Consider the following 23,844-nt stretch of genomic DNA (forward strand, 5'->3'; position numbering starts at 1 on the left):
TAAAAATACGAGAAAAACAGCATCAATTCTACAAGTAAATCAATCTACCGTAGTGAGAAAGCTGAAGAAGTATAATTAGTTGCGCATATCCAGTGATACACGAAAGTCTTAAAAAAATTACTACAATTTTTTCAAGGTGGTGATTCACATAAGTCGAAAACTCTTGGCTATCAAAAGGACAAATCTAATAATAGGGGAATTTTTATTATGAGCAAACGAACTGAACTTTAACGGAAGATGACTTAGAGCTCGTCATTATTTTATAAAAATTGAGGAGGTATTTATTGTGAATTTTGAATTTTCCGAAGATATTCTAGCCCTTAAACAGGTTGTAAGTAAATTTATACAAGAAGAAGTAGAACCGGTAGCTATGCAAATTGAAGAAGAAGACCGCATTCCAGAGCATATTTTGCAGTTAACAAAAGAAATGGGACTGTTTGGTTTAAGCATTCCAGAAGAGTATGGTGGTTTAGGTCTAGATATGGTAGGTAAATGTGCGGTATTTGAGGAAATTGGTAAGACGCATAACGGTTATACAACATTAGTTGGAGCACACGCCGGCATTGGATCAGTAGGTATCGTTGAATTGGGAAATGAAGCACAAAAACAAAAGTACTTGCCTAAAATGGCAACTGGTGAATGGATTGGTGCATTTGCTCTTACAGAACCAAGCGCAGGCTCTAATGCAGCAAACTTAAAGACAACGGCTGTTCGAAGAGGTGATAAATATATTATCAATGGCTCGAAACATTATATTACAAACGCAGTAGAAGGCCATGTGTTTACAGTTATGGCTGTAACGGATGCATCAAAAGGTGCAAAAGGAATTACATCGTTCATTGTTGAGAAAGACTTTCCAGGCTTTAAATTAGGAAAGGTTGAAGAAAAAATGGGGCTTCGTGGCTCTCATTCGGCAGAATTATTCTTTGAAGATATGGAAGTTCCAGTGGAAAACGTGCTTGGTGAAGAAGGTATGGGGTATGTGAATGCACTGAAAATATTAACGAATGGTCGTGCAGGATTAGCAGCAAGAAACCTAGGATCTTGTGTGAAATTGTTAAATCATTCGATGCAATACTCACTTGAAAGAGAACAGTTTGGCAAACCTATTTTTGAAATGCAAGCGGTTCAACATATGCTTGCTGACATGGCAACGGAAATAGAAACTTTACGCTCACTAACATATCGAGTTGCGTGGATGGCTGATCAAGGACAACGAATTTTAAAAGAAGCGGCCGTAGCTAAATATTATGGTTCGGAAGTATATAATCGTGTTGCCGATTTAGCGGTACAAGTGCATGGTGGTATCGGTTATATTAAAGAATACCCAATTGAGCGCTATTTCCGCGATGCTCGTATTACGAAAATTTATGAAGGTACAAGTCAAATTCAGAAGAATATTATTGCAGCAGAATTAAAACGTCAATATCAAAAGTAGAAGGTGATATATATGAAAAACATATCTGTTATTGGTGCAGGAACGATGGGGCGAGGGATTGCCTATGCAACTGCACTTGGAGGATACAAGGTTACTCTTCATGATATTAAAGAAGAAGGGTTAAAGAATGCACAACAATATATTGAAAATACGATGCAAACAAGTGTGAAAAAAGGATTTCTAATGCAAGATGTACTCGAACAATCATTAGCTAATCTTTCCTATTCTACGGATTTTCAAGATTCTGTTAAAGACGCTGACATCGTTATTGAAGCAGTATTTGAGTTAATGGAGTTAAAGATTGATATTTTCAAAAGGTTAGATGAAGCATGTCCCGCACATACCATTCTAGCAACAAATACGAGTACAATGAGTCCTACAGAAATTGGCGCAGCTACAAAGAGACCGGATAAATGTATTGCTATGCACTTCTTTAATCCAGTACACAAGATGAAATTAATCGAAGTTGTGAAAGGGCTAGATACTTCATCAGCTACGGTGAGTATTGTCAAAGAATTAGGAGAGAAAATCGGCAAAACTTGTGTAGAAGTGAATGAATTTCCAGGGTTTGTTACAAGCCGAATGAATTGCTTAATAGGGAATGAAGCGATGAACATGTTAGTGGAAGGAGTTGCTTCCGCACGGGATATTGATAACGCTTTAAAACTTGGCTTAAATCATCCGATGGGACCGTTAGAATTAGCTGATATAGTAGGGCTTGATTCTAGACTGCGAAACATGGAATATCTTTATGAAACATTAGGTGAAAAGTATCGACCATCTCCTATTCTAGCCAAATATGTTAAATCAGGTCGATTAGGTAAGAAATCAGGAAGAGGATTTTACGATTATACGAAAGAGGAAAGTAATTCTTGAAAGAAGGGTATAAAAAAATCGTCTGGCTGTCGAAATTAATGTGATGATGTATTAGGAGATTCTGAACATATTAAAAGAAGCCTACCAAAATAAGTAACTGTTCACTCCATATCTCTGGTGAATACGAAAGCAAAGAAATAGCTTTTAGATGAATTAGAAGATAATTTAATGAAAATATTAGGACAAGGTTGAATGGTATTAATCCCTCTAAATCAATCTTGTTCTTTTTTAGAAGTGGAAATTCTTTTGTGTCGCTTACTTAGGAGATTAGTTTTACTAACTGATTTGCAAGAGATAGTAATATAGAAAGAAGGATCAATTTAACAGGTATGGTATTATTTACTAAATAAGTAGGGGGAAAAGAAATGTATTTAAATCAAATTGATATACCGTATCCATCATTTGTTATGAATCGAGAAGGCATTATCATACATGTAAATGAACAGTTAAAGCAAAAGACTACTAAACCCTTCGTTGGTAAACCGGTTAGAGAGCTATTTGAGGAATGGGAAGTTTCCAGTAATGGTCGTATGGCTAAAGGTAAATTGGCAAATGAATCTTGTATTTTTCTTCGCAACAAATGGAACGAGGATTATGACCTCTATGTAGGTACGTTTTCACAGGAAGTTGAATATATTCTAGGTGAAGTCAGAGAATTAAGAAAAGCAAATCAAAGATTAGATGCAATTATTGAAAGTTCTTTTGATGGAATATACATAACGGATCAAGATGGAATTACGACTAAGACGAACTCAGCTATTGAGAGAATAACAGGCATACCAAAAGAGTATTACATAGGACACTTCTTTAATCCAGTACTTGTGATGGATTTAGTAGAAGTAGTGAAGGGGCCACATACTTCTGATGAAACGGCTGAAACAAGTATGGCTTTCGTTCAGTCAATAGGAAAAACAGGAGTGTTATTAAAAAAAGAAATCTCTGGATTCATTGCAAATCGTATTCTTGCGAAATTAATGGATGAAGCAGTGTTTCTGTATGAAAATGGCTATGCATCATTTGAAGAGATTGATCTTGTAGTAACGAAAGCCTTAAGGCATCCGATTGGGCCATTTGCGCTCATGGATTTACCAGGATTGGATGTGAACTATTTTGTACGCATGCAACGATTTGAAGAAAGTGGTGATGAAAATGAAAAACCATCAGTAACAGTTGCTTCAAAAGTACAAAAAGGTGAGCTTGGTAGAAAAACAGGTAAAGGATTTTATGAGTATGATGCAAATGGCAATAGAATTAGCATTACTGTATAAAAGATAAAATGATGTGCTTATACAGGTTGAAGATAAATAGAAGGTAGGGATTAGAGATGGAAAAAAAACGAATTGTTATTGCTGAAGGAGTTAGAACTCCAATAGGTCGTTATGGTGGTGTTTTGAAAAATGTTAAATCTGGTTTTCTAGCATCACGTGTGATAGAAGGAGTGCTAGAAAAGGCTGGTCTATCACCAAGATGTGTAGATGAAGTAATCTTAGGGGAAGTACGTCAAACATCAGAGTCTTCAAACGTTGCACGTGTTGCAGCACTTCGAGCAGGTATACCAGATTCTGCGTCGGCTTTTACTGTGAATCGACTTTGTGCATCAGGGATGCAAGCGATTGCTTCAGGCGTACAGCAAATCCAATCAAGACAAGCAAAAATCGTTATTGCTGGTGGGACGGAAAGCATGAGTAATGCACCCATTTTTATTCGTGGTTCACGATTTGGTGGTGATCAAACCACTTTAGTAGATTCAAATAAAGAGAATGGACAACAGCCTCAAGAAAAGTATGGTCATCATTTAGGAATGGGGATTACCGCTGAAAATGTAGCTACTACATACAATATCTCTCGTGAAGATCAAGATGCATTCGCATACGATAGTCAACAGCGAGCTCATCGAGCAATTGAATCTGGTCGGTTTCGTGATGAGGTACTACCTGTGGCCATTCAAGAAAAACGTTCAACAGTAGTTGTAGATACAGATGAGCATCCTAGACCAGAAACGACTGTTGAGAAGCTTGCTTCACTGAAACCAGCTTTCAAGGCCGATGGATCTGTAACAGCGGGGAATGCTTGTGGACGAAATGATGGGGCTGCTGCAGTGTTACTAATGTCTGAAGAAGAGGCTCAGTTTCAGAAAATTGCACCACATGCTGTAATTATAGATTGGACAACAGTTGGTGTATCACCTGAAATAATGGGGATTGGTCCTGTTCCTGCTGTTCAAAAGCTGTTGGACCGAAAAGGATTTTCAATAGAAGATATTGATTTATTTGAAATAAACGAGGCGTTCGCTTCACAAGCTTTAGCTGTGCAAAGAGAATTAGGAATTGATACTACTAAATTAAATGTTAATGGTGGGGCAATAGCATTAGGTCATCCGCTTGGGGCAACAGGAGCTCGTATTGTTGTAACTTTAATGCATGAATTATCAAGAAGGGGTGGACGCTACGGCATTGCTTCCCTATGTGTTGGTGGTGGTCAAGGAATGGCTATCCTAATAGAAAATTTGCGAAATGTTCATTAAAGGAGTGAGTAAAATGACACAATTTAAAACTATTTTAGTAGAGAAAAAAGGTAGTTTGGCGTATATCATTATTAACCTACCAGAAGTACGAAATCGTCTAAGTAAGGAAACAACTGCTGAAATATTTGAAGCATTAGAAGAGTTAAGGGTGGATGAAAGCATTGGTTGTGTCATATTCCGTGGTCAAGGAGATCGGGCTTTTGCTGCAGGTGCGGACATTAATCAATTGAATGCTCGCCAAGCACTAGATGTATTAAAGCCAGGTGGTATGCAAGAAATATATAATTATATTGAAGCTTACGAGAAGCCAACAATTGCAATGATTAATGGTATCGCGCTTGGGGGTGGTTGTGAATTAGCTTTAGCTTGTGATATTCGAGTTATGGCAGAGCATGCAAAAATTGGTTTGCCAGAATTAAATGTAGCCATCATTCCTAGTGCAGGCGGTACACAACGACTGACTCGATTAATTGGAAAGAGTAAAGCAATCGAAATGATTTTGCTAGGCAAGTTTGTTTCAGCGTTTGATGCAGAACGATTCGGTTTAGTGGCAGAAGTGGTTCCGATCACTGGGTTACAGGCTAAAGTCGAAGAAATTGCGGGGCAAATCTTAGCGAAAGGTCCAATTGCAGTAAAGTTAGCGAAAATTTCCATTCATTTAGGTTCCGATGTAGACATGAAAACAGGCTTAATGATTGAAAGACTTTCCCAGGCTGTGTTATTCTCAACAGAAGATAAAAAAGAAGGGACAGGTGCATTCATTGAAAAGAGAAAACCTGAGTTTACAGTAAAATGATTAGGACAAAGATGACAATTAAAGATATACAACAAGAATTCGAGCAATGTCCTTTTTTTCTTCATTTAGGTCTAAATATGGTCAATTTTGAAGAAGGGAATGTTGTCGTTAAGATTTCTGTTGAGGAATATTTAAAGAATACTCATGGAACATTACATGGTGGAGTAATTGCATCTATTCTTGATTTCATACAATGCATGCAAATTCGCTCCGTTATTGATTGTAGTTGCTTGACATTGAATTTAAATACACAATATTTTGCTTCTGTTTCAGAAGGATATTTGTATGCTTCAGCAACCATTCTTTCTAATGGTTTTAAAACGGCATTCGCTGAGGGGATCTTAACAGATGAACAAGGCAATTTAGTCGCCAAAGGAACGGGTAATTTTAAGTTAGTTCGTACTGAAAAGTAAGAATATTAAAAAAGATGATTGAAAGGTACATATTCAATCATCTTTTTTCAATTTCGATACACTCAAATGATTTTCTTTGGATTCTATTACTATTTTTCTTGATAGAGAAGAAATTTAGCATCCATTTTACATACGGAAAGGACAAGCATCCAAACATTTCCTATCAAACTTTCATATCATTCTATTAAAGTTGATAGGAAAGGAAGTTTTTATTGATGAGAAATTGTGATTGTCATCCAAAACATTGTTGTTGTAGGAAAAAGAAAGAAGAAAAAGGTATTATCACAAAATTTGTAATTGGTAATAATGTCAGTCCATTACCAACGTTATCTCCACCAGCAATGAATCCTCCGACATTTTTACCACTGTCTACATTAACCATAAAGCTTGATGATGCATCGGATACGGTGAGATTCTTAGCTTCAATTGGCTCTGATACTACGAATTCAACTATCTTTAATAATCCACTACTTGGAACTGTAGTAGAGTATCAGATTATTGAAGTTGGAAGCAATCGTCTTGTAGCACGATTTTTAAATACAGATTTTGATGAGGCAACAACTACTTTTACTGCTTTTGATATGCCTGGTTGTGGGACGTTCACATACAGATTACAGGCTGCTTTAGTACGGAATAATGATAATACTGGAGAAGCGATTCTACGAGTTGTATTTACGGCTGAAGAAATCGAAGCTAATAGAAATTAAATCATCATAGTATGAGACTGGAAAAAGATATGATCTTTTTCCAGTCTTTTTTAGTTTTCAGGAGACTGGAGATTGATGGTTTTTTTTCTCTAAATCTACAGTTTACAAATATAAATGCTCAGTTTACGCTAATGTTTATGACAATTGTAATGGTAAGATATGAATTTGAAATGACATGGAAGTTTTGGGGAAGTGAGGAATCCAATGAATAAGTTTGAAAAAAAATTAGAGAAATACGCAGAAATAGCTGTTAAAGTTGGCATTAATGTTCAGAAAGGACAAACGCTTGTCATTAGCGCCTCTATATCAGCAGCTGATTTCGTGAGAAAAGTGTGCAGGGTTGCCTATAAGCATGGAGCACATTATGTCTATGTGCATTGGCATGATGAACAATTAACTCGCATTGAATACGAATTAATGTCGGAAGAAGGATTACAGGAAGTTCCTGTCTGGATGGTAAGAGGACTCGAAGAAATGGCGGATAGTGGAGCTGCTTTTCTCTACATTTTATCTCCATATAGTAGTGATGTGAGTGGTATTGATCCAAAGAGATTGGACTTAGCTGATCATGCATCTAATATAGCACTTCAATCTTTTAATAATCGTTTAATGAGTATGAAAGTTAGTTGGCTGGTTATGGCTAGTGCAACGGAAGCATGGGCAAAGAAAGTCTTTCCTGAATTAGATCCTGAACAAAGTATCTATCATTTATGGGAAGCCATTTTTCAAGCAGCAAAAATGAATGAGGAGAATCCAACAATAGCATGGGAAAAACATTTAGCAAGATTAACCGAAATAGCAAATTGGTTAAATGCCCAACAATTTCGATATTTACATTATTCTAGTCCAAATTCAAAACTTACGATTGAATTACCTGAAAATCATGTTTGGACAAACGCATTGGCTACAAATGAAAGTGGTATTAAATTTATTAGTAATATACCTACGGAAGAGGTATATACAACTCCTCTTAAAAAAGGTGTAAATGGGGTTATAAATGGTACGAAGTCATTTTATTATGATGGCCAAATAATCAGTGATTTTTCATTTACATTTAAAGAAGGAGAGATTATCGCTTTTTCTGCCAAAGAAGGCTACGAAGTGTTAGAGAGAATTTTACATGCAGATGAGGGTGCGAGATATATTGGAGAAGTTGCTATCGTTCCACATAATTCTCCGATATCAACAAGTAACCTTCTTTATTATCATGCTCTTTTTGATGAAAATGCATCATGCCATATTGCTATTGGCCATGCATATACATCTGGTTTGAAAGATGGCCATTTAATTCAAGCGGATCGGTATGAAGAAGCTGGAATTAATAGTAGTTTAATTCATATTGATGTAATGATTGGCTCAGAAAGTTTACAAATAAGAGGTGAGCGCAAAGATGGGTCGATGAAAACCATTATGAAGAATGGAAATTGGGTGGATGATTTTGATAAAAAGTGACTAGACAACTTTGGATGAAAAGAGTTTTTTAATTATGTATCTAGAGGAATAGGCATGTTTCTTACTTCATATATGTTTAGTAGTACCTATAAAGGAGTGGAAATATTGAATAGAGTTGGAAAAGATTCTTTTGTGAACGGCTTTGTACCAAATCATAATCATGGATCAGAAGATTATACATCGGTAGAGGCAGGGCATGTTCATCAGTGTCTTGATGTAACTTCTCCACCAATTCCGGCAGAGGGTGGTGGTCATTTTCATTATACGGAAGGTTACGTGCTATTCGAAGATGGACATACCCATTATTACAAAGCTTATTCTGGACCGGCCATACCAGTAGGCAACGGTATGCATGTTCATTACTATGATTTTTCTACAACTGAAGATAATGGACATAAACATCATGTGACTGGAGTGGATCAACCTGCTCCGGGCAATAAGTAAGTTGTAAAAGAAAAAATAGGGTCTATCACCTCTGAAACGTTACGATTTTGAGAGGTGATAGGCTTTTTAAAATTTATTTATTTTTTGTTCTCTCCAATTGATTATTATTTCAATTTCACTATACATATTTTCTTTTTATGAGTGGTTTTGACAATATTCTCGTTTTATTTGTCCGATTGTAGGATATTTAGCAGTTATTTTACGTTTTTTATAGCCCCGAAAAGTAGTTGATTTATGGTAATTTAATATAGTATTTGTTAGGAAAAATTAGATATCTTAGATTTTCATAGACATCCACTTCTTCTGTTAATTGGATACATCTGAAGCTCAAGATACTTGTTTTTTCATAAAAATCTATTGAAGAGGTGTAGTGATTTGACAATGATTCCAAACGAAGTAACTCAAGAGAAGGTAGAAGGCCAAAAATTGCTAGGGAAAGTAGCGGTTGTTACAGGAGGATCTCGTGGAATAGGTTCTACCATAGCGAAGGAGTTAGCATCACAAGGAGCAAACGTTGTGATTAACTACAACTCCAGTAAAGAAGCTGCACAATCTGTCATTGATGAGATTGACTATTTAGGTGGCAAAGCAATCATGTGCCAAGCTAATGTGGCAAGTATGGAAGAGGCGCAGTTTCTAATTGAAAAAACAAGAAGTACATACGGAAGAGTGGATATCCTTGTTAATAATGCGGGAATCACAAGAGACCGTACTTTCCGCAATATGAGCCAAGAAGAGTGGTATGAGATTATTAATGTTAATTTAAATAGTGTTTATCACACGACTTCAGCAGTAATTAATACAATGATCGAACAAAAATTTGGAAGGATTATAAATATTAGCTCAATCATTGGGCAGGCTGGAGGATTTGGTCAAACAAATTATTCAGCTGCAAAAGCAGGGCTTATCGGGTTTACAAAATCATTAGCTTTGGAAACTGCTAAAAGCGGTGTAACAGTTAATGCGGTTTGTCCTGGTTATATTGAAACAGACATGTTTGCTGCCGTACCAAGCAATGTAATGGAACAAATCGTTTCAAAAATCCCTATGAGACGATTGGGCTCAACAGATGAAGTGGCTGAAGCTGTGCTGTTTTTAGCAAATAGTAACTATATAACAGGGCAATCTATTAATGTAAATGGTGGAATGTATATGTAATAAATGAAATAGCGAAAGCTGTGATGGAAGCTTGTATCCTTTGCTGATTGAAGGATACAAGCTTTTATAATGGATTAAGAGTTTTAGGATCGTAATTTTCCTTTTTAAAATGAAGTACTATGAAACCGCTTTTTGAGTAGTGGTTAGAGTCATTGGTTTAATGTGTAGAATATGTTATTTTTATAATGTAATAGGATACTAAAAAGTGGGTTTGTTTTAACTGTTACAAAAAAATATGTTAGTTCAGTAGTTATCAGTAATTTTTGAAAAATAATGTGTTTTACTTTTATTCAAAAGAATTAGCATACACGAATAACAGCGAAGTAATTGGGGGATTACGGAATTGAAGTAACACGAAGCAAAGGGAGAATGGATATGCTAAAGGAGAGAATGTTAGTAGAAAGAATGTATCAAGAGAAATTAGTATCAGCGGACCAAGCAGTTGCTTCGATTGCAGCGGGAGATGATATTATTGTACCTATTCTACCAGGTGATCCACCAGCCTTATTGGATGCGTTAGAGAAGCGTACTGATTTACGTAATAACCGATTGTTTCAAATGTTATCAAGTCGCCCATTTATGAAGAAAGATCCCGAACAGTTAAAGATTATTTCGGTCTTCTTAGGTGGAGGAGATCGTAGAGGCTTTTCATCAGGAGAGGTTGATTTACTTCCGAATCACTTTTCTGATATTCCTCAATTACTAGCAGAAATAACAAATCAACGAGTAATTATGGCAACGGTTTCACCAATGGATGAGAATGGATACTTCTCATTAGGAACAAACTGTGATTATACTACAACGTTGATGAAATCAGCAGAGAAAATTATTTTAGAAGTTAATGAATATATGCCACGTACATATGGGCTAAATCAAGTTCATATTTCAAAAATAAATTTATTAATAGAGAATCACCAGCTTTTGCCAGAAGCTAGTATACCAAGTATTACGGAGAAGGACCGTATTATTGGAAAGTATATTGCTGACATGATTAAAGATGGTGATAGTATCCAAATTGGTTTTGGTGCAATTCCAAATGCAGTTATGGATTCTTTAGTAAATCATAAGGATTTGTCAATCTTTACGGAAATGTTTCCTGATAAACTGGTTGATTTATATGAAAGCGGTGCCGTAACAAATACTAATCGTAAGGTCTATCCGGGAAAAGCAACAGCTACATTTGCTTTTGGTACAAAAAGATTATATGACTTCATGCATGAAAATGAGAATTTATATATGCTACCAGTTAATGAAACAAATGATATTCGTAACATTTCGAGAATTGAAGAATTCGTAGCTATTAATGCAACAGTTGAAATTGATTTTCTAGGACAGTGTAATTCAGAAAAAGTGGGGACACAATATTGGTCATCAACTGGTGGACAAGCGGAGTTTGGTATTGGTGCCAGAATGGTTACTGGAGGTAGAAGTATTATTTGTCTTCATTCTACAACTAAGAATGATCAAGTATCTAAGATTGTTCCTACGCTTGTGGCAGGTACGCCTGTTTCTACATCGAAAAACGACATTGACTATGTTGTAACAGAATACGGTGTTGTGAAACTAAGAGGTAAAACAATTAGGGAAAGAACTGAAGCGCTTATTAGTATAGCTCATCCAAATTTTAGAGAACAGTTAAAAGAAGAAGCGAAGAAAATGGGGTACTTACAATAATAAAAGAAACCGGCTCATATGCGAGCCGGTTTTTTTGCATTAGACTGAAAAGTTTTTAAAAAGATTATTGACAGAATTTTGTGTCTGTTATATATTATGTATAAGTTAAATAAATTGTTATATAACAGAAGGGGGAAAATAATATGGAAATATATCGTCAAGCTTATGAATACTATACAGCTACTTGTGAAAGTTATGGAATGGAGTCGGTGAATTTTTATCACTTTATCAATCATTTATCAGAAGAACAAATTCAAGAATATAGTAAAAGAGCTATTTTATAAATATAATCAGCCATTCTTATCATAAAATAAAAGTTGAGACAAAGTAAAGGACGTGATTGTTACGGAACTCCAAGCCGAAGTCAAATAGAAACCCTACCCGTTTTGAATAAAAATAGGTAGGGTTTAATTGTGTTTGTAAAACAATTCATGTTCGTAATAAACTTTGCTAGCTAAGACAAAATAACACATGTTCACATTTTTGACACAAAAATATAAAACCTTTTGCTTTATAGAGCGTGCATATTGATGTTAGGATAAGAAGACTACTATTCTAGTAAACATAATACGAAAGATGAGGGAACAATTGATGAAGAAGTTATTAGTAGCATTTTTGACGCTAGCATTAGCGTTGACACCTGTAGGGGGCTTAGTGTTCCAAGATCACGATAATTATGTGAGTGCAAAGTCTTATAAATCGGGTAAGAAAGGCTTTAGCGGTGGAAGTAGTAACACTTCAAAATTCTCAAACAATAAACAAGATGATACGCAAAAAAGTTCTTTTACAAATAAGCAAAAAAATGATAGCAAAAAAAGTAACACCGCTACAAGCAAAAGTAAAGGTGGCTTCATGAAAGGTATTCTATTTGGTGGACTAGCTGGACTTTTACTTGGTGGGTTACTGAGCAACATGGGAGCATTTGGTGCCATTCTTGGTCTACTCATTAACGTGCTTGCTGTTGTAGTAATAATTGTATTAATCCGCAAGATTTATGTAATGTTTAAAAACAACAACAAGCGTAAAGAACAGGAACGAGAAGCATGGAAAAACTAATTATTCCTGAACAAGATATTATCAATTCTGTCTGCTTATATATGGCTGATAAGAAAAGAACGGCTCCAGAAGAAATCGAAGTAGAATTAATGTTTGATGATGAGGCGTACGGCTTCTCTGCTGAAATTTACTTTAATGGACGCAATCAAATTATTACTCATAGAGACTTAATTGAAGCTATTCGATTCTGGCTTGAACATCAACTGAATCGTAATCCGTATTCAGGAATTGAGCTAGTGCTTGATGATGAAGAAGGAATTATCGCATATGTACAGCAGTAAGTGTGAATAAATAAAATAAAGAGAAGAGCATAAAATGTTCTTCTCTTTGTTTTGTTTACAAATCTTTAGCTCGAAATATTTAATAAATTTAATATTCTTAGATCACTTATTAATTTACCTTTAATAACTCTAAGAAAACTTCTTCAGAAACAATTTCAATATTTGCTCCTGCATGGATTAAATCGATTGCTTTCGTCTCTTTAGAACTCATTCCATTAGGGCCCACTATTTTTTGATCTTGTACTCCAACGACTAAATAATGTGTTTTCTTACTAACGCTAGATTTAACAATTGCACCCAAATCTATAATGCTTTGCATTGCTTCCTTTCTTTCGATTTTTTGAAGTTCTCCAGTGAAGACGAAATTCTTCCCATATAGCGGATGACTTTCATCGAATACTTTTGTATTCGGTGTCAATTCAGAAATTTTGATACTTGGTGCAAAATTTCTTGTTGCAGCTTTTTTAGTAGGAAAGCTTTGTAAAACCTTTAGCTGTGCGAATCTTTTAATAGGCAAGCTCTTATACGTTTGGCAAAAAGATTGTAGTGACTTTCTATTTTTGGATTGTATGCTTTTTATCACAAGTACAGCGCAAGCTCTTGCATCTTCAAGGGCATCGTGATGATTGTTTAATTGTACTTGAAAGTACTCGCATCTTGCCTTTAATGATTGGCCAATTTTCAATCCTTGTGTTGCTCGATTACTAATCGGAATACTGCAAATATAGGTGAAGTCTGGACAGTTTATTTTATAAGATTCTATACAAGCCTTTAGAACACTTATATCAAAAAAGGCATTGTGAGCAACAATTATATTGTCCTCGAAATATTTTCCTATTTCTTCCCACACTTCATTGAATTTTCTTTCGTGTTTTACATCTTCTGGTTTAATTCCATGAACTTCAATATTTTTGGGATGAAAGTAAAGAGAAGGTGGTTGAATAAAAAAATGTTTTTCGTCAATAATTTCGTTGTTTTTTACAAATACCATACCTAGTGAGCAGGCACTATTATAGTTTTTATTAGCCGTTTCAAAGTCAATTGCTATAAAGTCCACAAAGATCACCTTCATTTTTTAAATTTATTCACAATTTCTATTTTTATTTTAACATGTGTTCTTAAATTAGAAGTGAAAAAGAAGTGGTTAAAAATAGAAATCATAAAATTTGTTGTCTTTTTCATACTAAGAAAGTGGTTCAAAACAAAAAAGGAGGCGTTACTATTGACAGTAATTACAAACGTTAAGACAACTCTTGCAAGTTTGAAAAGTGCCCAGGCTAGCTTCGAAACCTTTGCACTAAGCACAGATAATGAACAAGCAAAGCAACTTTATCAAAATGTTGCTCAACAAACACAAGCAATTGTTGATACTTTAAATCCTCGAGTTGCTGAAATGGAGCAAGAGGAACCTCAATATCAACAATAAGTTTAAGAAGGGGCTGTCCGAANNNNACGCCCTTTTACGCTTTTTTAGCCCTCCGAAGGTAGGTTACGTGAAATAGATAAACTTGCTGATTATGTTAGGATACCTATATTTGGCACTTTCGGTCTAGATGAAACCTATTGAACTTCTTAAAAATCTAATAATTTTCCCGTCAATCAAACAAAAATAGCATATTGGACTTATTGGACACCTCATTTCTTTTTAACGCAAAATGTATGATACGGATTTGTTGGAAAGATAATAATAACAATCAATTGAGACAAGTTATATAAAGTGGAATAGATTAACTATTTCCTCGAAATAAATTGAGGTGATGAAACGATGTCGAATAGTAAGAAAAAAAAGCTTACACCTGTTCAACAAGAATACCAGGAATTACAACAGCAAATTGAAATAAAGCGACCAGTTATGAAAAATTGCATAAGAGCTTTTTTAGTCGGTGGATTAATTTGCTTTATTGGTCAAGTTATTCACTACTTTTACATTTATTTCTTCAACTTTACTGAGCAAACAGCTGGTAATCCCACAGTTGGAACTTTAGTTTTCATTTCCATGCTTCTTACAGGCTTTGGTGTGTATGATCGAATTGCACAAGTTGGAGGAGCTGGTTCGGCAGTTCCAGTCACAGGCTTCGGAAATGCTGTTATTTCAGCCGCGATTGAACATCGAAAAGAAGGATTGGTGTTAGGTGTAGGAGGAAATATCTTCAAATTAGCTGGATCTGTTATTATATTTGGCGTTTTTTCAGCTTTCGTTGTAGCCATAATAAAAACGATTCTTATCAAGTGGGGGGGATTGTGATGTTACAAGGATATCGAACATGGATCTTTGAAAATAAACCAGTCATAATAGCCACTGGTACTGTTGGTGGACCATATGAAGCTAAAGGATTATTAGCTGATGATTTTGATCTTCTTCATGATGATTTTTGGCTAAATCAGGATACATACGAAAAAGCTCATAGAATTCTTATAGAAGAAGCTAGTCAAAAAGCAATGGAAAAAGCAGACTTACAAAAAGAACAAATTCAATTTTTTCTTGGTGGTGACTTAATTAATCAAATAACTCCAACAAGCTTCGCTTGCCGAACGTTAGGAATGCCATATTTAGGTTTGTTTGGCGCTTGTTCTACTTCGATGGAAGGATTAGCACTCGGTGCTTATCTTGTTAATACGAATGGGGCGAAATATTTGTTAACAGGAGCTTCTAGCCATTATGCGGCAGTCGAAAAACAGTTTCGCTATCCAAATGAATATGGTGGTCAAAAACCTCCTACAGCACAAAGTACGGTAACAGGAGCGGGAGTTGCATTGTTAAGCGATACTGGTCACGGTCCAAAAGTTACTTCTGCCACGATTGGAAGAGTTGTGGATATGGGCATGACAGATCCCTTCAATATGGGAGGAGCTATGGCTCCAGCGGCAGTGGATACTATTGAAGCGCATTTAAGAGAACGAAAGATCGATTCTTCTTACTATGACTTAATTGTAACGGGAGATTTAGGACAAATCGGGCATGAAATAGCCTTAGCATTATTTAAAAAACATGGAACAAATATGAATGAAGATACATTCCAAGATTGTGGAATGATGATTTATAGTGAGGATCAACCTGTTTTTGCTGGAGCCAGTGGTGCTGGATGCTCGGCAACGGTTGTTTATGGACATTTGCTTAACAGGATGAAAAGAGGAGAAATAAAGCGCATGTTAGTCGTTGCGACAGGTGCTTTGTTATCACCTTTGTCTTTTCAACAAAATGAGACTATACCATGCATTGCTCATGCTGTGTCGATAGAAGTAGATGAATAACAAGCGCATATATTTTATCTGAGTGAAGGAGGACAATCAAAAATGACAGTTGCTTCAGAAGTGAAACAATGTCTTTCTAACCTTAAAGGAATAGAAGCTAGTTTATCTAGTTTGGCAATTAGAACGGAAGATGATAAATCAGCACGTACTTTTCATGAAACGATGATTATTATTAGTGAAATCATGACGGATTTGAAAAAACGCGTCGGAGAATTGGAACGCGAGGAGTTTCAATACAAAGGATTTTAAGATTTAGAGGAGGTGTTATCAAGTGGCTGATTGGTTAGATGTTATTTTCAGGGCAATCCTGTTTCTTATTGTTCTTTTTATCATTACAAAAATCTTAGGGAAAAAACAAATTTCACAATTGTCAATGTTTGAATATGTAACAGGTATAACAATAGGAAATATCGGTGCGGAGGTTGTTACTGGACTCGAACAAGAAATTCATTTAGGAATAATCGCCTTAGTAACTACCGCTGCTATTCCGTTTTTATCTGGCTTAATAACTATGAAAAGTAAAAAAATGCGCAACATGATTGATGGTAAAGGGACTATTTTTATACAAGATGGAAAGATTATGGAAGATAATTTAAAAAAAGAACGCTATACAATTGATGAATTTCTTGAATTGCTAAGGAAGAAGAATGTTTTTGATATATCTGAAGTTCAATACGCCGTTTTAGAAGCGGCAGGAGATTTAAATGTATTATTAAAGAAGGAATATCGACCATTAACACCGAAAGATTTACACATGAAGGTTGCTTCTGATAAACAACCTCAAGTGGTAATTATGGATGGAGAGATATTGTTAGAGCCGCTTGCAACGATGGGAAGAAGTAGACAATGGCTACATACCGAGTTGCGCAAATTGGGTGTAACTGTCGAAAATGTCTTTATAGGACAAGTGAATTCTTTTGGCGAAGTAACTGTTGATTTGTATGATGATTTGTTGCAGGTTGCCTCTCCTCAAGAGAGACCTTTGTTATATGCAACTATGAAAAAATGCCAGGCAGATTTAGAATTATTTGCTCTTGGAACAGATAATGAATCAGCTAAACAAATGTATACCGATAATAGCATAAAATTACAAAATGCCATTGATCGTGTAGCACACATTTTGAAAAGTTAATATAATTCGGCTTAAACCTTGATATATCAAGGTTTTTTCGTTTTTTTCATGACACTTTGTTTTATTATTGATAATGTTGTTATAATTTATATGGAATGTTTAAATATATTTATCGTTAATAATTTTTGATTTTACATAGAAAAGAGGAATATAAAAATGTTGCAATTTTTTGGTTGTGGAAGTGCTTTTAATACTAAATTAGGGAACAATAATGCTTTTATTAAACAAGGTAAAGAATTATTTATGATTGATTGTGGGAGTACGAATTTTAGCCGTATGATTCAACACAATATTTTAAATGGAGTAGAGAAAATTACTATTTTGCAAACGCATTTACATGCCGACCATGTAGGCTCTTTAGGTGATTTAGTGGGATATGCGTTTAATGTTATGGAGCCAAAGCAACAAGCTAAGGTGACTATCGTATGTGATAAAGAATTAACGAAAGATATCATACTAATTCTTGAAAAGGTTGGTATAGCTGCTAATCAGTATACGATAATGGAAATAAATCAGGAGTTTAAATCTGAAAATGTATTTGGAATTTCTTCGATTAAATCGTATAAGGTGCAACACGTTCCACACTTAAACTGTTTTGCATATTTAATGAAAATCAATGATAAAGTGGTTTATTATAGTGGAGATTGCAATCAAATACCAAACGAGGTATTAACGAAGATGTTAGCAGGTCAAATTGATGTATTTTATCAAGATACAAGTAAAGCGGATTTTGAAGGTAATGTGCATTTATCACTTCGTCAATTAGCAGAACTTATTCCAAATGAGTTACGTCATAAAGTTAATTGCATGCATCTAGACGAAATATTTTCGAAAAATGAAGCGAAAGCATTAGGCTTTAATGTTGTGGAACATATATAAGTAGTGAAATTATACATTCATGATTTTCAATAAGTAGTTAACTAATACTGAAATAGTAAAAACCACAGTTCATACCTTTAACCTATTTACCTAAATTTATCCATGGTATTACAATAGATGTAGAAAAGTCGATAATAGATAAAGAGTATTTATTGCAATACAGAATGGAGAATGATAATGATTCTTTTTTCGGATGATCAGTTTGTAAGAGAAACAATACACGGTACAATTCAAGAGTTGAAAGGTTTTTCTACAAAAATTTTTCAATTAACAGAAATGAAGCTTGAAGAGACAACAGTACGAGACCGACAAGCTGTAGCTGCATTTTGTTTTGGAGCGTTAAAGACGATTAATCAAAGTGAGAAGTATAATCAACCACAAGTACATGCAATAACAATTGAGGTATTACTTCACATTTTTCAATATAGTGAGCATCAGGCCATTAGTTTTGCTGAAGAATTAATAAAATCTACTGTCAATAAACAGGATGTAGAGCTTCATACGATTATTAACAAGGGAATAAAAGGGTATTATCAGTACGTAGAAAGAGCTGATGAAGATTTAAAGAGAAATGTCATGGAAATTCTTGAAACAGTAACAATTTGATTTAATGTAACCCCTAATTAAAGGGGTTTTATTTGGTTTTTATAATTAGAATTTTAAAAATTTTAGAACTTATAGTAAAGCTATTGCGTATAATGTGAAAACAGGATACTATTATTATTGTTGTTAGCAGAAATTAAATTATCTATGGAGGATTAGCTCAGCTGGGAGAGCACCTGCCTTACAAGCAGGGGGTCGGCGGTTCGATCCCGTCATCCTCCACCATAAGTATCGGTTCATAGTGATCAGCTATAAACTGATGAATTTGCGCCCGTAGCTCAATTGGATAGAGCGTCTGACTACGGATCAGAAGGTTATGGGTTCGACTCCTTTCGGGCGCGCCATATTTTTATTTTGCGGATGTAGTTTAGTGGTAAAACCTCAGCCTTCCAAGCTGATGATGAGGGTTCGATTCCCTTCATCCGCTTTTATATCTGGTGATGATGGCGAAGAGGTCACACCCGTTCCCATTCCGAACACGGAAGTTAAGCTCTTCAGCGCCGATGGTAGTTAGGGGTTTCCCCCTGTGAGAGTAGGACGTTGCCAGGTTAAATAATAGATCAGCTATTTAGCTGGTCTATTTTTGTGTAGAAAAACGGTATTATATGATAATGTTGAGAAAAGAAGGTAGAATAACGTTTTTTTTGTGTGAGATTTATTAATAAAGAGTAAAGTGTTCTTTACTATTGGATAATTTGAAGTCGAGAGAGAGTTGAATTTCATATGCCAATTTGGTTAGGCATTATAGGAGTACTTGTAGTATATAATTTAGTTAGTTTTTACGTTTGCAGAATGGTCCAGAAATGGCTGATTCCGAGCCATTCTAAAGTTTTTAGAGTAGTATATTATAGTTTATTTATTTTATTAGCCAATGCATTTATCATTGGAACTATCACTAACATAGACCTATTACGAGCTTTGGGTTCTTATTGGTTTGCTTTGTTATACATTTTGGTTTTCTCAGTGCCTTTCATTCATATCATTGTGGCTCTTTCGCGTTTTTCTAAACTGCCACGTCGTAAAATAGAAAGAGGAGCAGGTGTATTGACTTTAGTTGTACTAGTTGTTGTTTTTAGTTATGGTACATTTAATGCGTATAGTCCAGTAGTGCGTACATATGAAGTAAACCTTCCAAACAAAGGTGAAGCAGTGGATCAAATGAACATTGTTATGGCATCAGATACACATTTCGGTGTCTTATCAAATAAGAGTCATGCAAGCCGGATGGTTAATGAAATCAATGCTTTAAAACCAGATTTAGTGTTATTCCCAGGAGATATTGTTGATGATAAGATTGACTCTTATTCTAAACAAGGAATTGAAAAGGTAATAGCAAACATCAAATCAACATACGGGGTCTATGTTTCATTAGGGAATCATGATAAAGGGGATACTTCTAAGTTGATTAAAGTTTTAGAAGATAGCAAAATGAAAGTTCTTTACGATGAAACAGAAGTTGTAGCCGATTCCATCACATTAATAGGGCGTAAAGATAAGACTGAAAGTGAACGGTTACCTTTATCTGCATTAATGAAAAATGTAGATCATACAAAACCTGTTATTTTATTAGATCACCAACCGTATGAACTAGATATCGCGGAGGCTGAAGGTGTTGATCTTATGGTGGCTGGGCATACACATCGAGGTCAGGTAGCACCGTTTCAATACGTGACTCAACGAATTTATGAAAATGACTGGGGCTATCTAAAGAAAGGTACACTACACTCCGTCGTTTCATCTGGCTATGGTTTTTGGGGACCGCCCATTCGAACGAATAGTCGCTCGGAAATTGTTCAAATTACATTAAATTATTAATTGTTTTTTGAAAAATACTTAGCAATTTTAAATCGATTCTTCAACAAGAGGATCGATTTTTTGTTTTTTTATTAAAAATATGAAATTTTTTTGCTAATGGACCCGTTATTATATATGAAGTACAAAATGATACATGCGCATGATCGTTAGTTAGGAGGTTCCGATGGAAGAAGAATTGGTTTGGATTCAAGACGTATTATCAGGTGATAAACAAGCCTATGCACATATTATTAATAAATATAAAAATTTATTATATGCAACTATATTGCGTATGACTCAAAATCAACAAGATGCACAGGATTTAGTGCAGGAAGTTTTCATTAAAGTATACAATCAGCTTGATAAATATGATAGGAAAGGTGAGTTTTCAAGCTGGTTATATCGAGTAGCAATCAATCATTGTATGGACGAATTCCGTAAGAAACGCTACAAAATGAAACAAGTGGATTTAAATGAAGAAACTATGGTGAATCCTAGACATCCTGAAGTAATTTACTTAAAAAAAGAGCGGTCTCGACAGTTAGAACGACTTATTCAAACCTTACCAGAAGATGAACGATTGATTATTCTTTTGCGATATGTAAATGAATTGAGCTATAACGAAATAAGTGAGCTTATGGGAGTTCCTCTATCGATGGTACGTAATAAAATCCATCGAGCTAAGAAGAAAATGAGGAATACTTTAAAAGACGAGGGAGGAACTTTTTATGAATTGTCCAACCATAGATAAGCTTTCTCAGTATGCTGATCAACTGCTTATGAATGAAGAGCATATTCAAATACAAAGGCATGTTGAAAGTTGTGATGATTGCTGTAAAGTTGTAGAAGCTTTTAGAAATGAACAAAACTTTATTAAAGAAACATTGCATACACCTTCTTTACCAGATGATTTTGCTGCAGGAATTATCCGACAGCTTGAACCTTATAAACAGAAAACAAGCAATAAGAAAAAAGCACCATGGAAAAATATTATGCTGTATGCAGCGGGTGTCGTACTAGTAATTGGGTTAAGTACAACATTACATCCTAGCTTTGCCAAGTGGATAGGCGGCTTCTTCTCAAGTGGAGAAGTGGATGTCGGTTTAAAAATAGCTAATGAAACGGATTTGAAGGAACGAGTTAATCTTGAAGCAAAGAATCAAGGAATTACATTTAAAGTGGAGGATATTATTACAGATTCAACTCGCGTTGCATTGTCTTATCAAATTATTGATGAACAAGGAAATTTTAAAGATACCGAGCTTGGTTTAGGTGAATCGAATAATGAAGTATATGTGACTAGTCAAGATGGGGACAAGTTGGAACATGTAAGTACAGGAACGCATTGGTCGGAAGGTAGTGACTATGGATTAATTGAATTTTCGTTGAGGGAGCTAGAGACATTAGATCATCTTTTGGTCAAGTTTGACTTAGTAGAGTTAGATGGTGAAAAGGGAACTTGGAAGCTTGAAGTGCCTATTGATTTGACGAAAAGTAAAGCTTTAACTAAAACCCTTCCATTTAAAAATGCTATAACAAGTCAATATGGTGTAAATCTTAAAATGAATCAAATGAGATTCGCTACTTCGTCCAATGAATTATCATTCGAAACTAGTTTTACGGACGATGAGTTAGTAAAAGTTAATGAACAAGTAGCTCAGCTCAGAAGGAAATTAGGCAGTGATGATGTAGTTGAAGAGGGTATGTATGGAACAGCTATTAACTACCATATTGAGAATGAGAATAACCAAACGGTTTATCAAACTAATCTAGCCTATGGTGTTGGAAACAATCCTCCAGTTGATTATGGAATGCTTTCAGAATCAAGTGAGGATCTAGACGAACTTGGTCACTCGAAATGGTATAGTTCCTTCATTCCTAAAAAGGATCAACAACTAACCTTTGTACTAGATGGCGTAATAAAAACAGTACCATCCGATTTTTCTATTAAAATAAAAACGGAAGATTTAAAGGATAAGCCGGTTTCATTCGAGTATGAGGGTAATCATATTACGATTACTTCAGCGGAAATGGAAAGTGATTATTCGATACGTAAATCTTTAAAACCTATTGAAAAAGAAACTTTCTTCCAAATTAAAATGGAAGGAGGAAGGGAAGCAACTGCGTCTGATCTTGGTAGTTGGGCTTTAGTTGATCATAAAGGAAAAGCGTATAGTTTAAATCATAGTGGCTCCATCCTTAATGAAAAAGATCAAAATGGTCGCTTTAAATTGACTTCTGAACTACGCACAAGTGAAATGAGCGAAGTGCCTGAGGAGTTTACACTACATTTGCTTTCTGTAAATCGTTATTATGAAGTGCAAGAGCAGTGGAAACTTCCTTTATATGAAGGGAAATAACAATAGTTAAATATAGTAATATATAAAGATTGTTTGCTATGAAAAGAATAAACTAGGATGCTTCATACTACTATAAGTACGAAGCATCCTAGTTTTATATTTTCATTATAATGAATAATCAAAGTCTTTTATATTTACAAAAAAAACTTGAATACGTTATGATGGCAATAGTGATTTTTTTACATCTGTTAGAAACAAACATTATATTAAAAAAGAGGTAGGAGAATGGAAGATATTAGTTTGTATACGCTGCTAATATTAATTTGTTTAGGTTTTTTAGCAGCTTTTATTGATTCGGTAGTTGGGGGTGGGGGATTAATATCAATTCCTGCTTTGTTATTTGCAGGTTTATCACCACAAGTGGCACTTGGAACAAATAAATTAGCAAGTTCCATGGGTTCTTTGACAAGTACCATTACATTTGTAAGATCAGGTAATGTTAATTTTCAAATTATTTCTAAATTATTTCCGTTAGTATTTATTGGCTCTTTAATCGGGGCTTATATTGTTCACTTCATTTCGCCAGATATTTTAAAGCCGTTAGTATTAGTTCTGTTAATTGCAGTTACTATTTACACTTTGCTAAATAAAAATTGGGGTCAAAAGTCATCATATAAGAAATTAACTTGGAAGAAAGCGTCACTATTTGCACTTATTATTTTTGGTATTGGTTTTTATGACGGTTTTTTCGGTCCAGGAACAGGTTCGTTTTTAATCTTTGCTTTCTTATTTATTGGTTTTGACTTTTTACAATCGGCTGGTAATGCAAAAGTATTGAACCTCGGCAGTAATATCGCAGCACTGTGTATGTTTATGTATTTAGGAACGGTTAATTTTGCTTATGGAATTCCGATGGGGCTTGCTATGGTAGCAGGAGCTTACGCTGGTTCAAAATTTGCTTTAAAAAAAGGAGTAGCCTATGTTCGCGTGCTTTTCATTGTAGTAACCGTATTTCTTATTTTGAAAAATGTTGTCGATTACGTTCAGCATAAATTTTAAGATGAA

The 23,844-nt window shown here is 35.0% G+C and carries 26 protein-coding genes, 3 tRNA genes and 1 rRNA gene; 29 read left to right on the forward strand and 1 reads right to left on the reverse strand.

Features of this window, described 5'->3' with window-relative positions; genetic code table 11:
• The first annotated feature begins 286 nt into the window (after positions 1-286).
• The 14 genes from V7014_RS18505 (at position 287) to V7014_RS18570 (ending at position 12,819) form a co-directional block, all read left to right on the forward strand.
• Entirely contained in the window at positions 287-1,438 is a 1,152-nt protein-coding gene (locus V7014_RS18505) for an acyl-CoA dehydrogenase family protein (RefSeq protein WP_335509085.1), read from the forward strand.
• Between the two features lie 12 nt (positions 1,439-1,450).
• Complete coding sequence (locus V7014_RS18510; RefSeq protein ID WP_335509088.1) at positions 1,451-2,314, forward strand: 3-hydroxyacyl-CoA dehydrogenase family protein; 864 nt, start codon at positions 1,451-1,453, stop codon at positions 2,312-2,314.
• Between the two features lie 365 nt (positions 2,315-2,679).
• A complete protein-coding gene (locus V7014_RS18515; protein WP_335509090.1) occupies positions 2,680-3,582 on the forward strand; it encodes a 3-hydroxyacyl-CoA dehydrogenase family protein in 903 nt (300 codons plus the stop codon).
• A 56-nt stretch (positions 3,583-3,638) separates the two neighbouring features.
• A complete protein-coding gene (locus V7014_RS18520; RefSeq protein WP_335509092.1) occupies positions 3,639-4,838 on the forward strand; it encodes a thiolase family protein in 1,200 nt (399 codons plus the stop codon).
• A 13-nt stretch (positions 4,839-4,851) separates the two neighbouring features.
• Positions 4,852-5,634, forward strand: coding sequence for an enoyl-CoA hydratase/isomerase family protein (locus tag V7014_RS18525; protein ID WP_335509094.1), 783 nt, complete (start codon positions 4,852-4,854; stop codon positions 5,632-5,634).
• Positions 5,635-5,645: 11 nt separating this feature from the next.
• Positions 5,646-6,047 (forward strand): PaaI family thioesterase, encoded by a 402-nt coding sequence (locus V7014_RS18530; RefSeq protein ID WP_335509096.1) that lies wholly within the window; start codon positions 5,646-5,648, stop codon positions 6,045-6,047.
• A 215-nt stretch (positions 6,048-6,262) separates the two neighbouring features.
• Entirely contained in the window at positions 6,263-6,754 is a 492-nt protein-coding gene (locus V7014_RS18535) for a hypothetical protein (protein WP_335509098.1), read from the forward strand.
• A gap of 204 nt (positions 6,755-6,958) precedes the next feature.
• Entirely contained in the window at positions 6,959-8,206 is a 1,248-nt protein-coding gene (locus tag V7014_RS18540) for an aminopeptidase (RefSeq protein WP_335509099.1), read from the forward strand.
• A gap of 105 nt (positions 8,207-8,311) precedes the next feature.
• Positions 8,312-8,650, forward strand: a complete 339-nt coding sequence (locus tag V7014_RS18545) for a YmaF family protein (RefSeq protein ID WP_335509101.1) — start codon at positions 8,312-8,314, stop codon at positions 8,648-8,650.
• A 381-nt stretch (positions 8,651-9,031) separates the two neighbouring features.
• The gene (locus V7014_RS18550) at positions 9,032-9,808 is read left to right on the forward strand and encodes a beta-ketoacyl-ACP reductase (protein ID WP_335509168.1); all 777 of its coding nucleotides are present in this window, start codon (positions 9,032-9,034) and stop codon (positions 9,806-9,808) included.
• A gap of 375 nt (positions 9,809-10,183) precedes the next feature.
• Positions 10,184-11,482 (forward strand): acetyl-CoA hydrolase/transferase family protein, encoded by a 1,299-nt coding sequence (locus tag V7014_RS18555; RefSeq protein WP_335509103.1) that lies wholly within the window; start codon positions 10,184-10,186, stop codon positions 11,480-11,482.
• Positions 11,483-11,625: 143 nt separating this feature from the next.
• On the forward strand, positions 11,626-11,766 hold the full coding sequence (locus tag V7014_RS18560; protein ID WP_335509105.1) for a hypothetical protein: 141 nt from the start codon (positions 11,626-11,628) through the stop codon (positions 11,764-11,766).
• Between the two features lie 307 nt (positions 11,767-12,073).
• Positions 12,074-12,538, forward strand: a complete 465-nt coding sequence (locus V7014_RS18565) for a hypothetical protein (protein WP_335509107.1) — start codon at positions 12,074-12,076, stop codon at positions 12,536-12,538.
• Entirely contained in the window at positions 12,526-12,819 is a 294-nt protein-coding gene (locus tag V7014_RS18570; RefSeq protein WP_335509109.1) for a YxcD family protein, read from the forward strand. Before V7014_RS18565 ends, V7014_RS18570 begins: the two co-directional genes overlap by 13 nt.
• A gap of 109 nt (positions 12,820-12,928) precedes the next feature.
• On the opposite strand, the gene V7014_RS18575 is transcribed toward V7014_RS18570, so the two are convergent.
• Positions 12,929-13,891: an exonuclease domain-containing protein gene (locus V7014_RS18575; RefSeq protein WP_335509111.1), complete on the reverse strand. Its 963-nt coding sequence runs from the start codon at positions 13,889-13,891 to the stop codon at positions 12,929-12,931.
• Between the two features lie 150 nt (positions 13,892-14,041).
• Between V7014_RS18575 and V7014_RS18580 the strand changes: the two genes are divergently transcribed.
• The 15 genes from V7014_RS18580 (at position 14,042) to V7014_RS18650 (ending at position 23,838) form a co-directional block, all read left to right on the forward strand.
• Positions 14,042-14,245 carry a DUF1657 domain-containing protein gene (locus V7014_RS18580; protein WP_335509113.1) on the forward strand — a complete coding sequence of 68 codons (204 nt, stop codon included), beginning with the start codon at positions 14,042-14,044 and terminating at the stop codon, positions 14,243-14,245.
• 339 nt (positions 14,246-14,584) lie between these two features.
• Positions 14,585-15,064 (forward strand): stage V sporulation protein AC, encoded by a 480-nt coding sequence (spoVAC, locus tag V7014_RS18585; protein WP_335509114.1) that lies wholly within the window; start codon positions 14,585-14,587, stop codon positions 15,062-15,064.
• Positions 15,064-16,071 carry a stage V sporulation protein AD gene (gene spoVAD / locus V7014_RS18590; protein ID WP_335509117.1) on the forward strand — a complete coding sequence of 336 codons (1,008 nt, stop codon included), beginning with the start codon at positions 15,064-15,066 and terminating at the stop codon, positions 16,069-16,071. The genes spoVAC and spoVAD overlap by 1 nt, the downstream gene beginning before the upstream one ends.
• A gap of 42 nt (positions 16,072-16,113) precedes the next feature.
• Entirely contained in the window at positions 16,114-16,320 is a 207-nt protein-coding gene (locus V7014_RS18595; RefSeq protein WP_335509119.1) for a DUF1657 domain-containing protein, read from the forward strand.
• A gap of 22 nt (positions 16,321-16,342) precedes the next feature.
• The gene (locus V7014_RS18600) at positions 16,343-17,203 is read left to right on the forward strand and encodes a DUF421 domain-containing protein (protein WP_335509121.1); all 861 of its coding nucleotides are present in this window, start codon (positions 16,343-16,345) and stop codon (positions 17,201-17,203) included.
• Positions 17,204-17,359: 156 nt separating this feature from the next.
• Positions 17,360-18,082, forward strand: a complete 723-nt coding sequence (locus V7014_RS18605; protein WP_335509123.1) for an MBL fold metallo-hydrolase — start codon at positions 17,360-17,362, stop codon at positions 18,080-18,082.
• Positions 18,083-18,259: 177 nt separating this feature from the next.
• Entirely contained in the window at positions 18,260-18,688 is a 429-nt protein-coding gene (imm48, locus tag V7014_RS18610) for an Imm48 family immunity protein (RefSeq protein ID WP_335509125.1), read from the forward strand.
• Positions 18,689-18,834: 146 nt separating this feature from the next.
• Positions 18,835-18,910: transfer RNA gene (locus V7014_RS18615), tRNA-Val, on the forward strand.
• 42 nt (positions 18,911-18,952) lie between these two features.
• Positions 18,953-19,029 (forward strand) — tRNA-Arg (locus tag V7014_RS18620).
• 12 nt (positions 19,030-19,041) lie between these two features.
• Positions 19,042-19,112: transfer RNA gene (locus tag V7014_RS18625), tRNA-Gly, on the forward strand.
• 6 nt (positions 19,113-19,118) lie between these two features.
• Positions 19,119-19,234: ribosomal RNA gene (rrf, locus tag V7014_RS18630) — 5S ribosomal RNA — on the forward strand.
• A 174-nt stretch (positions 19,235-19,408) separates the two neighbouring features.
• Positions 19,409-20,500, forward strand: a complete 1,092-nt coding sequence (locus V7014_RS18635; protein ID WP_335509127.1) for a metallophosphoesterase — start codon at positions 19,409-19,411, stop codon at positions 20,498-20,500.
• A 163-nt stretch (positions 20,501-20,663) separates the two neighbouring features.
• A complete protein-coding gene (locus V7014_RS18640) occupies positions 20,664-21,230 on the forward strand; it encodes an RNA polymerase sigma factor (protein ID WP_335509129.1) in 567 nt (188 codons plus the stop codon).
• Positions 21,208-22,839, forward strand: coding sequence for a DUF4179 domain-containing protein (locus V7014_RS18645; RefSeq protein WP_335509131.1), 1,632 nt, complete (start codon positions 21,208-21,210; stop codon positions 22,837-22,839). The genes V7014_RS18640 and V7014_RS18645 overlap by 23 nt, the downstream gene beginning before the upstream one ends.
• Before the next feature lie 225 nt (positions 22,840-23,064).
• Positions 23,065-23,838 (forward strand): TSUP family transporter, encoded by a 774-nt coding sequence (locus V7014_RS18650; protein ID WP_335509133.1) that lies wholly within the window; start codon positions 23,065-23,067, stop codon positions 23,836-23,838.
• Positions 23,839-23,844 lie beyond the last annotated feature (6 nt).

It is taken from the genome of Bacillus sp. JJ722, from assembly GCF_036963345.1.
Classification (GTDB): Bacteria; Bacillota; Bacilli; order Bacillales; family DSM-1321; genus Bacillus_AD.

Excerpts from the sequence above, each read along its gene's own strand:
- V7014_RS18510 (WP_335509088.1), top strand. The coding sequence starts at position 1,451 with ATGAAAAACATATCTGTTATTGGTGCAGGAACGATGGGGCGAGGGATT.
- V7014_RS18515 (WP_335509090.1), top strand. The coding sequence starts at position 2,680 with ATGTATTTAAATCAAATTGATATACCGTATCCATCATTTGTTATGAAT.
- V7014_RS18520 (WP_335509092.1), top strand. The coding sequence starts at position 3,639 with ATGGAAAAAAAACGAATTGTTATTGCTGAAGGAGTTAGAACTCCAATA.
- V7014_RS18525 (WP_335509094.1), top strand. The coding sequence starts at position 4,852 with ATGACACAATTTAAAACTATTTTAGTAGAGAAAAAAGGTAGTTTGGCG.
- V7014_RS18530 (WP_335509096.1), top strand. The coding sequence starts at position 5,646 with ATGACAATTAAAGATATACAACAAGAATTCGAGCAATGTCCTTTTTTT.
- V7014_RS18535 (WP_335509098.1), top strand. The coding sequence starts at position 6,263 with ATGAGAAATTGTGATTGTCATCCAAAACATTGTTGTTGTAGGAAAAAG.
- V7014_RS18540 (WP_335509099.1), top strand. The coding sequence starts at position 6,959 with ATGAATAAGTTTGAAAAAAAATTAGAGAAATACGCAGAAATAGCTGTT.
- V7014_RS18550 (WP_335509168.1), top strand. The coding sequence starts at position 9,032 with ATGATTCCAAACGAAGTAACTCAAGAGAAGGTAGAAGGCCAAAAATTG.
- V7014_RS18555 (WP_335509103.1), top strand. The coding sequence starts at position 10,184 with ATGCTAAAGGAGAGAATGTTAGTAGAAAGAATGTATCAAGAGAAATTA.
- V7014_RS18560 (WP_335509105.1), top strand. The coding sequence starts at position 11,626 with ATGGAAATATATCGTCAAGCTTATGAATACTATACAGCTACTTGTGAA.
- V7014_RS18565 (WP_335509107.1), top strand. The coding sequence starts at position 12,074 with ATGAAGAAGTTATTAGTAGCATTTTTGACGCTAGCATTAGCGTTGACA.
- V7014_RS18570 (WP_335509109.1), top strand. The coding sequence starts at position 12,526 with ATGGAAAAACTAATTATTCCTGAACAAGATATTATCAATTCTGTCTGC.
- V7014_RS18575 (WP_335509111.1), bottom strand. The coding sequence starts at position 13,891 with ATGAAGGTGATCTTTGTGGACTTTATAGCAATTGACTTTGAAACGGCT.
- spoVAC (WP_335509114.1), top strand. The coding sequence starts at position 14,585 with ATGTCGAATAGTAAGAAAAAAAAGCTTACACCTGTTCAACAAGAATAC.
- spoVAD (WP_335509117.1), top strand. The coding sequence starts at position 15,064 with ATGTTACAAGGATATCGAACATGGATCTTTGAAAATAAACCAGTCATA.
- V7014_RS18595 (WP_335509119.1), top strand. The coding sequence starts at position 16,114 with ATGACAGTTGCTTCAGAAGTGAAACAATGTCTTTCTAACCTTAAAGGA.
- V7014_RS18605 (WP_335509123.1), top strand. The coding sequence starts at position 17,360 with ATGTTGCAATTTTTTGGTTGTGGAAGTGCTTTTAATACTAAATTAGGG.
- imm48 (WP_335509125.1), top strand. The coding sequence starts at position 18,260 with ATGATTCTTTTTTCGGATGATCAGTTTGTAAGAGAAACAATACACGGT.
- V7014_RS18635 (WP_335509127.1), top strand. The coding sequence starts at position 19,409 with ATGCCAATTTGGTTAGGCATTATAGGAGTACTTGTAGTATATAATTTA.
- V7014_RS18640 (WP_335509129.1), top strand. The coding sequence starts at position 20,664 with ATGGAAGAAGAATTGGTTTGGATTCAAGACGTATTATCAGGTGATAAA.
- V7014_RS18645 (WP_335509131.1), top strand. The coding sequence starts at position 21,208 with ATGAATTGTCCAACCATAGATAAGCTTTCTCAGTATGCTGATCAACTG.
- V7014_RS18650 (WP_335509133.1), top strand. The coding sequence starts at position 23,065 with ATGGAAGATATTAGTTTGTATACGCTGCTAATATTAATTTGTTTAGGT.